Source organism: Microcoleus sp. F10-B2 (genome assembly GCF_036704965.1).
Classification (GTDB): domain Bacteria; phylum Cyanobacteriota; class Cyanobacteriia; order Cyanobacteriales; family Microcoleaceae; genus Microcoleus.
In genome coordinates, this window is record NZ_JAUBTB010000149.1 from 1 (window position 1) to 10,483 (window position 10,483).

The following is a 10,483-nucleotide window of genomic DNA, read 5'->3' on the forward strand; positions in this document are numbered from 1 at the left end:
AAATGCTAAAACTTCGTTGTGCTTACCTCAACGACCTCTTAGCCATTTGAGGTTTTTGCAAAACCGGGATGCTCCCACAGATATACGCGGAGATGGCGAAGTTTTAGTTGTTTCTTTTTCACGTGATATGAGATTTTAAGTAGTCCCGGCTTTTGAAAACACAGATTCTAGTTTTAGTTATTTCTTGTCTCCTGCTGCTGTTGTAAAAACTGCGATCGCTCTTCCATTTGACAGAGGATACGGGCAACAAAAGCGCAATGCAGGGCGTGGTACGTTACTGCCAATTGAATCACCTCTTTCTGCACTGTCTCCTGAAGTTTCAAAAAGTGCGATCGCCAAAAGTGCTGGGTTTGCTAAGAATTCCTAAAAACAGATGCAGTAAATACGGCACATTCTCATTGGTTGGGCCGAACACAGGGTAAGCCCTCATCATAAAATTTTTCACTCAAACTTTGATTGAAATAATACTGACACCAAAATTCTGCCACTTCTAACAACAAGGGGATAGATTCACCAACGATACCTGAACCAGAATGCGAGGTATAACGTGTTACATATTCGGCAGCAAGTTTGTAAGCCCAATAGGGAAAATCTGGCTCTACGAAACAGCGCAGCGCATACTCTAGCTTGAGTAAATCTCCACTGCGCACAAAGCGTACTGTTGTCCACCTAAAATTGCGGTAGTCATCGCCTTGCAACCCATCAATTTCTTTCAATAAGTTTCTGAGAGATTGCCGGCTTTCGTAAGTGGGATTTTCTAAGTAAATTTGCATGAGCGTGATTGCTTCATTCACTAACTGTTTTTGCTGTTCCCATTCTTCACTGATGAAGTGTTCGGGACAACTAGCCTGATTCATCTGCAGCTTTACTCGTTGAGTTATGTAAAGCGCCAACTTTTCGGCAGCAACTTCATCAACGCACAGACTTTTGATACTCGTCAGCCTGGTTATCGGTAGAGCAAACCGAGCTTTTTCAACATCTGAGGTTGCTTGAATCCATTTTTTGATTTTATTGGCAGTAGCACGTTGTTGGTTGTTTTGTTTCATTTTTAACTATAGGGTGTACAAGTTTTATCGTCTGTGTCAAGAGTGCATTATACAAAAAGCTCTTCCCTCATGGCGCGATGGGGGTTTTTAACGCTCGCCCTCAACACAGCCTCGCCATTCGGGACAGCGATCCCCTATGAACCCAACTTACCCAGTCGGCGCGGCTGACTGTGGATTTTTCGGCGGGCGATCGCTCTCAACTTTGGCTCGTGTTGTTACTCTTTCAACCGCAAAAACTGGGTGCATCTCAATGAAGGCAAATACATCAAATTGAAAGTTGACCGTTGAGATAGGCACAGCCAAGAGCAAGGAATTAGGAAACGTTCTCAATATTCCACCCGGCTCCCGATATTTTTACCCTTAATCCAATGCGTTTAATTGTTGATTCAACTGTTTCCGAACAATAGTGAACTTAGGGATTATTCTTCGTAGTATTGGTAATTGAATATTCGGCACCGATGGGTCTCTCAATAATTGCAAAACGTTTTCAATGATTGACATTTAAAGTTTTTAAATAAATTTATAATTTCATCAACTTTGCCTTGCCACAACATAGTTTCTGCTGATTTCAATCTTTTTATTGAACCCCCTACCTTGTAGATATTTTCTTTCAGATGATACCAATCTAAGATTTATTGTCTTTGTTTATTGTCTCCAATTTATTTAACCCTCTTTTGTCACTCTGGGAAATTAAAAATTAGAACCCAATTTTTAACTGTAGATAAATCAAGGATTTGAGCATTTATTTTCTAACAGAATGGCTGAAATCAAGGTTTTTGGTAAAAGCCTTATGATATAACCATTCCAAATTATTTTCTGCCGAAACTGACAAAAGAGGGTTAAATATGTTCCAAATTCCGGCACGGTCATCTCCTAGACAATAGTCGGCTCCCTCGACATTACAGATAATCAGGCAAAATATTTTGGCTTGAAAGCTTACAGTCAATTTAGTCCACTGATGGAAAAAAGTTGTCTTTTAATCAGTGCCAACGAATCTTATCAAATGGCAGAAAAAGATTTGGAAAAGTTTACGGGTATCAAAATCTCTCACAGTACATTACTCATATTAGTCAATCGACAAGAATTTGAGTTGTCTACATCTCAACAAGGAGTCAAATAAATTACATTGGATGGTGGAAAAGTCAGGCTACGCAACGAATAATAAAACCGGACAGACTTAATAGATTTATCCCCTATTAGCCCGACTTATTACTCCTGGTAAGTTTATCATACAAACTTGAAATTATCAATAATTAGGAAAAGTGATATAGTTTGCATTCAATCAAGTTACATCGTCCAATCTTATGAGCTGGTTTAGGCGCTGCTGTTATTGTACCTAATCTTTATGAGAAAGCCTATAAATCTTCCTACGGTATAACTATTAGTTATTTTTATATTTAGATTTGTTAAACTTCAAAAAATATTTAAAAAGCTTAGATTATACTTATTGATAGTGCATTAAAAAGTTTTTTAGTCTGCCAAAAATATCAGTATACCTACTTAGATACAGCCTGCTTTTCAATTTTTCTTCAATTTATTAGTGAAATTACGCACATGATCACTAGCATTTTCGGTTACAACCTAAACGAAGCTATTTACGAAAGTGTCAATACTATTATTTATCGCGGCACAAAACAGGTTGATAGAACCTCTGCGATCGTCAAAACCTTCAAAACCGAGCATCCGACAATCGAAGAAATTTCCCGCTTAAGACACGAACATAAAATCCTCAGACATTTAGAAAGTGAAGGAATAGTTAAGCCCATAGCCTTAGAAAACTACCATAACGGCTTAGCGCTGATAGTGGAAAATTTTAGCGGTCAATCTTTGAAAGATTTTCTCAACAATCAACCCTTGGCTATAAACGCATTTCTCAAAATCGGCATTCAGTTAGCAAACACTGTGGGAGAGATCCATCATAGTAATGTAATCCATAAAGATATTAAGCCCCAAAATATCTTAATTGACCCTGAGACAAAGGAAGTAAAAATTATTGATTTTAGCATTGCTTCTCTCTTAGATAGAGAAAATCAAACCGTCACCAATCCCAACTTATTAGAAGGAACTCTCGCCTATATGTCGCCGGAACAAACCGGTCGAATGAACCGCTCAGTGGACTACCGCACCGACTTTTACTCCCTCGGTATTACATTTTATGAAATGCTGACGGGTAAGCTACCTTTTTCCGCAAAAGACCCCCTAGAATTCGTTCATTGTCATATAGCTAAAGCACCAATACCACCGAAAGAACTGAATTCAGAGATCCCGGATGCAGTTTCTGAAATTGTAATGAAATTATTATCTAAAACGGCTGAAGATAGATATCAAAGTGCTTTCGGAATAAAAGTTGACTTGGAAACCTGCCAGCAGATACTTTCTTCAGGGGAGATTTCCCACTTTATTATAGGTCAACTAGATTCCTACAGCCAATTTCTGATTCCGCAAAAACTCTATGGACGGGAAATAGAAGTTGCTAGTTTGCTAGAAGCCTTCACTCGCGTCAGTGCCGGGACAACAGAAATGATGCTAGTTTCCGGTTATTCAGGTATCGGTAAATCCTCCTTAGTTAACGAAGTTGATAAACCGATAGTAGCAGCAAGAGGGTATTTTATTAGCGGGAAATTTGACCAGTTCAAGCGAAATATTCCCTATGCTTCCTTAATTCAAGCATTTCAGGAATTGATGCGCCAAATGCTGACCGAAAAATCAGAAAAAATAGCAATTTGGAAATCTAAAATCCTCGAAGCACTTGGGACAAATGGCCAGGTTATTATTGATGTTATTCCCGAAGTAGAAAAGATTATCGATCCACAGCCTGGGGTTCCAACCTTGGGGCCAGCGGAATCCCAAAACCGATTTAATCAAGTATTTCAAAAATTTATACAGGTGTTTAGTAAACCCGAACACCCGCTAGTTGTATTTTTGGATGACTTGCAATGGGCAGATTCGGCTTCCCTCAAGCTCATCCAACTAATTATGACCGATCCAGATAGTAAATATTTGCTATTAATTGGAGCCTATCGGGATAATGAAGTCAGCCCCACTCATCCCTTAATTTATACCTTAGAGCAAATTCAAAATACCAAGGCGATAGTCAATAATATTATCCTCCAAGCTTTAGAAATAACTCATGTAAACCAATTAGTAAGCGAAACCCTTCGCAGTCAAAGTTCTGAAATTTTGCCCCTGGCTGAGTTAGTTTTTAATAAAACCCAGGGCAATCCTTTCTTTTTAACTCAACTTCTCAAATCCCTTTATCAAGAAAAACTCCTATCCTTTGATTTCGATCGAGTTTGTTGGCAGTGGGATATTCAACAGCTTCAAGGCATTGATATCAGCAATAACGTCGTCGAATTGATGGTCAGCCAGATTCAAAAGCTCTCGTCGCAGACGCAGAATGTCTTAAAATTAGCGGCCTGTATCGGAGATAAATTCAGTTTAGATATTTTGGCAATAGCTAATAAAAAATCTCAGTCAGAGACGGCAATAAATTTATGGGAAGCGTTACAAACTGGTTTCGTTTTACCGCTAAATAATTCTTACAAAATACCGCTCCTATTTGACGAAGAAACATCCACAGAAAAGTCAACCGAGCAATTTAATGTCACCTACAAATTTTTGCACGACCGAGTGCAACAGGCATCTTATTCTCTAATTCCCGACGACCAGAAAAAAGAAACTCACCTAAAAATCGGTCAACTACTGCTGCATTCCACAACGCCTGAAGAACAAAAAGAAAATATCTTTATACTGGTTAACCAACTAAATTACGGCACTGATTTAGTCACTTTAGAGAGCGAAAAATATGAATTAGCAGAGCTCAATCTGATCGCCGGCCAGAAAGCCAAAGCAGCAACAGCTTATGAATCCGCTGTCAAATATTTGAATGTGGGTTTGGGACTGCTCGCGGAGGATAGCTGGGAGAGTCAATATGAGCTGACTTTAAATCTGCATTTAGAAGCAGCAGAAGCCGAATTTATCACCACAAACTTTGAGCGCTCTCAACAGTTGTCTGCTATCATCATCAAACAAGCAAAAACCCTCCTAGAAAAAATCAAAGTCTATGAACTAAAAATTCAGTTTGATATGGCTGAAAACCGGACACAATCAGCTATAGAGACTGGTATTAATGTTCTTGAAATGTTCGGCGTTTACCTAGAGCAAGAACCCCCTCAAGGATTGATTATTGAGGATTTAGCCAATCTGCCACCAATGACAGATATGAATAAACTTGCGGCGATGCGGATATTAAGCAGCATCGTGATCTCAGCATATCTTGGCAATGGAGCTATGCTGCCACTAATTATATATACAATGATCGATTTGTCGCTCAAGTATGGTAACTCACCGGAATCTGCTTACGCTTACGTTTTCTATGGCTCTCTTTTATGTGGACCAATGGGGGATATAGATTCTGGATATAAATTTGGCAAACTATCCATTGTTGTATTGGATAAATTTGAAACTAACTCGCTCAACTGTAAGGTTTGGTTAATATTTAATGCTCTTCTCAGATCCTGGAAAGATCATAGTATGGAAACCCGAGAACCTTTGATTAAGGCTATGCAAAGTGGTTTGGAAGTAGGTGATTTGGAATGTGCTTGTCACTGTCTGATCAATTATTGCTACATGACATTTTTAACTGAAAAAGAGCTAGAAAAAGTTGAGTGCGAACAGGAAAAATATGTTGCTATTAGCATTAAATACAAGCAAGATTACGATACTTTTGCAATCAAAATTTATCAGCAGTTAGTTAAAAATTTGCTTGGCAAAGCCTCAGATAAATATCAGTTGATTGGTGAGAGTTTTAATGAAGAAGAAATGGTGCCGATGTTCCTAGAATCTAATAATGGGACTCTGCTGTTTTTTTACCATGCCGCCCAAGCGATGCTTCGTTATTGTTTTAAAGATTACGAAGGCACAATAGTCAATGCTGATTTAGTATCAAAATATGCCAGTTGCGGTGTGGGATTAATTCAGAATGCACTTGGCAACTTCTACCATTCTCTTGGCCTCCTAGCAATGTATCCCAAAGTCTCAGCGCAAGAACAAGAAGAATATTTAATTCAAGTAGCAGTAAACCAAGAAAAAATGAAAACTTGGGCGTTCCATGCACCGATTAATTTCCAGCATAAGTATGACTTAGTAGAAGCAGAAAAAGCGCGGATTTTGGGACAACCTTTAGAAGCCAGCGATTATTACGATCGCGCTATAGCAGGAGCCAAAGAACAGGGATATATCCAAGAAGAAGCCTTAGCTAACGAACTGGCCGCAGAGTTTTATTTTTTCCGCGCCAAAGATAAAATTGCTCTGATGTATTTAACCGATGCTTACTACGGATATAGCCGCTGGGGGGCTAAAGCTATAGTCAAAGATTTGGAGGCCAGATATCCTCAAATATTTTCCCGGATAGCCAAACCAGAAACTCAACGCAGCCAGATCGCTATGAGCACTAGCTCGACAAGTGGAGGGAGTGGCGCACTAGATTTAGCGACTGTCATCAAAGCCTCTCAAGCTCTCTCTGGCGAAATTGTGTTGACTAATTTGTTAGCGAAATTGATGAAAATTGCGATCGAGAATGCGGGCGCTCAAAGTGGCATTTTTATCTTAGAAAAAGCGGGAAGTTTACTAATAGAAGCCTATGGAACCGTAGAGAGCGATGTAGAAGTGCTGCAAAGAATACCAGTGGAAAACAGTAAGCAACTACCCATATCTTTGATTAACTATGTTGCCAGAACTCAGGAAAATGTTGTATTAAACGATGCGAGTTGTGAGGGAACCTTCACGGCGGATACTTATATCGTCAACCAAAAACCCAAGTCAGTATTATGTACTCCCATCGTCCATCAAGGAAAACTTACTGGCATTCTTTACTTAGAAAATAATCTCACAACTGGTGCTTTTACTCCCGATCGTTTAGAAGTTTTACAACTTTTATCTTCTCAAGCAGCTATTTCGATTGAGAATGCCCGTCTTTATAACGATTTGGAAGCAGCCAACGCTACTTTGGAAGTGAAGGTGGCAGAAAGAACGCAACAGTTACAAGAAAAAAATATCGATTTACAAAAAGCAGAAGAATTAGCGAAAGCCGCCAACTCTGCCAAGAGCGAGTTTCTGGCTAATATGAGCCACGAGCTCCGAACGCCACTTAATGGCATTTTGGGTTACACCCAAATCCTCAAACGACAAAAAAACTTGGCTGACGAGCAAAAAGATGGTTTGAACGTGATTAGTCAGTGCGGTGAACACCTCTTAACCCTAATTAACGATATTTTAGATCTCTCCAAAATCGAAGCCCGAAAAATGGAAATCCACTTGAGTAATTTCCATTTCTCACAATTTTTGGAAGGCCTGGCTGAAATTTGCAATATTCGGGCAGAACAAAAGGGAATCTCCCTTATTTACGAGCCCATTACCCAACTACCTATTGCCGTCCTGGGTGATGAAAAACGCTTGCGGCAAGTTTTAATCAACTTACTCGGCAATGCGATTAAGTTTACTGAAAAAGGTGGGGTGGCATTCAAAGTAGGATATCAGGATGGCAAGATTCGGTTTCAAGTGGAAGATACCGGAGTTGGTATGGCACCAGAGCAATTGCAAGACATATTTTTGCCTTTTCACCAAGTAGGAGAAGCCAACCTGAAGGTTGAAGGAACCGGGTTGGGACTGGCAATTAGCCGCCAATTAGTCCAGATGATGGGCGGTGAAATAAAGGTGAAGAGTATATTAGGACAAGGGAGCATTTTCTTCTTCGATTTAGATTTGCCAGAGGTATCGGAATGGGCGACTAATGCAGCCAAAGCGAATGTCCACGTCATTGTTGGTTTCAAAGGCAGAAAGCGAAAAATTCTCATAGCTGATGACAAGTGGCAGAATCGCTCGATCATTGCGGGAATGCTTCAGCCGTTAGGATTTGAAATTCTGGAAGCAACGGAGGGTCAGGACTGTTTAAACAAGGCGGTGGAGTATAAGCCCGACTGTATTTTAATGGACTTGATGATGCCAGTAATGAGCGGCTTAGAAGCGACCCGCCGGATTCGCAAATCACCAGGTCAGACTAATTTAGTGGTGATTGCTACTTCTGCCAGCGTTTTTGATTTCGATCGACAACAAAGCGCCGAAGTAGGTTGCAATGATTTTATTCCCAAACCCATACGAATCGAGGAGCTTTTAGAAAAATTACGTACTCATTTAGGGTTAGAATGGATTTATGAAGAAAATCTGGAAGAGATGAGGAAAGCAGAAGGAGAAAAAAAATCTCTAAGTTCTGAAATTGTAGCTCCCCCCGATGAGGAAATCGCCGTTCTATTCGATCTAGCCATGATGGGCGATCTTCGAGCCATTGGGGAGCAAGCTAAAAAGTTAGAACAACTCAATGAGCAATGGGGGCCCTTTGCTACCCATCTACGCCAGTTAGTGAAAGGATTTGAAGAACAACAAATCTTGGAGTTTATTAAGAAATATAGGACTGCGAAATAATGAATAACGAACTTCCCGAACAAAGCACGATTTTAATCGTAGATGATACCCCGACTAATTTAGGTGTACTGTTCGATTTTTTGGCGGATTTTGGCTTCAAAGTATTGATAGCTAGGGATGGCAAAAGTGCTCTCCAAAAGGTAGAATATGCCGCGCCAGATCTGATCCTATTGGATGTGCTCATGCCCGGAATTGATGGGTTTGAAACTTGTAGCCGTTTGAAAGCGAATGATGTAACGAGAGACATTCCGGTGATTTTTATGACGGCTCTTGCTGATACGGTGGATAAGGTTAAAGGTTTGAGTCTGGGTGCGGTGGATTATATCACTAAGCCTCTTCAGCATGAAGAGGTTTTAGCTCGTGTTAATGTCCACATGAAGCTCCGCAATTTATCGAAGAAACTCTTAGAGCAAAATGTGTGCTTGCAAGCAGAAATCGAACAGCGTGTCAAAGCGGAATCTTCGCTCTTGAAGCTGGCATCGGAGTTGGAAAGGCGAGTTGAGGAAAGGACGGCTGAACTTTTCCAATCGAATCAATTGCTCAAACAGGAGATTCAAGAGCGTCTCCAAGCAGAGGCGGGATTGCAACAATCGGAAGCTCAATTGCGAACCCAAGCTCAATGCTTAGAAAAAGCTTTTCGCGAATTGCAATTGACCCAGACTAAACTTGTGCAGAGCGAAAAAATGTCTTCTCTCGGTCAGCTTGTGGCAGGTGTAGCCCATGAAATCAATAATCCCGTTAATTTCATCTATGGGAATCTTTCTTACGCCCATGACTATACCAAAAGTCTGATTGAACTCGTGAATCTTTATCAGCAGGAATTCCCCGTTTCGGGAGCAAAAATTGAAAATAAAATAGACGAGATAGAACTAGATTTTTTGGTTGAAGACTTGCCTAAATTGCTGACTTCGATGAAGGTAGGTGTAGACCGTATTCGCGAGATTATTCAGTCGCTGCGAATCTTCTCGCGATTTGATGAATCGGAGATGAAACCAGTGGATATTCACCAGGGTATTGAGAGCACTCTATTAATTTTGCATAACCGCGTTAAAGGCAGGGGCGATCGACCTGCAATAGAGGTGGTCAAAGAGTTCGGCAATCTGCCTCTGGTAGAGTGTTATGCTGGTCAGCTTAACCAGGTGTTTATGAATCTTGTCGCTAATGCTATTGATGCCCTAGATGATTACAATGCGACGCGATCGTTAAGTGAAATTAAAGCCAATCCGTCTAAGATTGTTATTCGCACTGAAGTTACCGAAAGTAATCGGGTAGTAATCCAGATTAAGGATAACGGGTCGGGAATGACAGAAGATATCAGCAGACATCTATTTGAGCCATTTTTTACTACTAAACCTCTAGGGAAAGGCATCGGTATTGGGTTGTCAATTTCTCATCAGATTGTAGTGGAGAAACATGGTGGCAAGCTTAATTGTATTTCAGCCCCTAATCAGGGGGCAAAGTTTATTATTGATATTCCAATTAACCAGCAATTATTTGCTAGCAATTTCATTACGATGTCTGAAACAGCCTTGGGAATTTCTTAGTGGATTTTAGCTTACTTAAGGGGGCTTAAACAAATTTTAAGCCCAAATAAATCCAAACTCGCTTTATACACAGTAAGTACGTCCATGTTTTCTTCTAGCTAGTGCAGAAATCTATAAAATATAGCTATTCTCAAACCTGACACAGCATCAGTAAATGTGCCTAAATGTAGGAGACCGCCATCACAATCACTCAAGAGTGCAATCAGTATTTTTTTGAGACCGCATTAAATAGACATCTCCGAAAATTTTTAAACAATTGATGTGAAACGTTTGTGGTTGTGTGACAGCAGGTGTCAACAGCCATAAAGGGAACAAGCGATAAGACTTCAAAAATTAATCGGGTCTTCTGGGTTTGCGGTGATAAGAAAGACTAATTAGAAAAGCAAGCTAATAGTCGATCTCGAAAATTGTCAA

Annotated in this window: 4 protein-coding genes and 2 pseudogenes; 3 read left to right on the plus strand and 3 right to left on the minus strand. The window is 40.1% G+C overall.

Features of this window, described 5'->3' with window-relative positions; all coding sequences use genetic code 11:
• Positions 1–173 precede the first annotated feature (173 nt).
• From QUA99_RS30995 to QUA99_RS31005, 3 genes and pseudogenes are all read right to left on the minus strand, one after another.
• The gene (locus QUA99_RS30995) at positions 174–323 is read right to left on the minus strand and encodes a hypothetical protein (protein ID WP_333244887.1); all 150 of its coding nucleotides are present in this window, start codon (positions 321–323) and stop codon (positions 174–176) included.
• Positions 324–395: 72 nt separating this feature from the next.
• Positions 396–1,046: a hypothetical protein gene (locus QUA99_RS31000; RefSeq protein WP_333244884.1), complete on the minus strand. Its 651-nt coding sequence runs from the start codon at positions 1,044–1,046 to the stop codon at positions 396–398.
• Between the two features lie 313 nt (positions 1,047–1,359).
• Positions 1,360–1,705 (minus strand): annotated as a pseudogene (locus tag QUA99_RS31005) (ISKra4 family transposase); the annotation flags it as partial.
• A 218-nt stretch (positions 1,706–1,923) separates the two neighbouring features.
• Here QUA99_RS31005 and QUA99_RS31010 point away from each other — a divergent pair.
• From QUA99_RS31010 to QUA99_RS31020, 3 genes and pseudogenes are all read left to right on the plus strand, one after another.
• Positions 1,924–2,163: pseudogene (locus QUA99_RS31010) on the plus strand (ISKra4 family transposase); the annotation flags it as partial.
• 437 nt (positions 2,164–2,600) lie between these two features.
• On the plus strand, positions 2,601–8,525 hold the full coding sequence (locus tag QUA99_RS31015) for an AAA family ATPase (protein ID WP_333244881.1): 5,925 nt from the start codon (positions 2,601–2,603) through the stop codon (positions 8,523–8,525).
• Positions 8,525–10,069 (plus strand): response regulator, encoded by a 1,545-nt coding sequence (locus QUA99_RS31020; RefSeq protein WP_333244878.1) that lies wholly within the window; start codon positions 8,525–8,527, stop codon positions 10,067–10,069. Before QUA99_RS31015 ends, QUA99_RS31020 begins: the two co-directional genes overlap by 1 nt.
• The last annotated feature ends 414 nt before the right edge of the window (positions 10,070–10,483 follow it).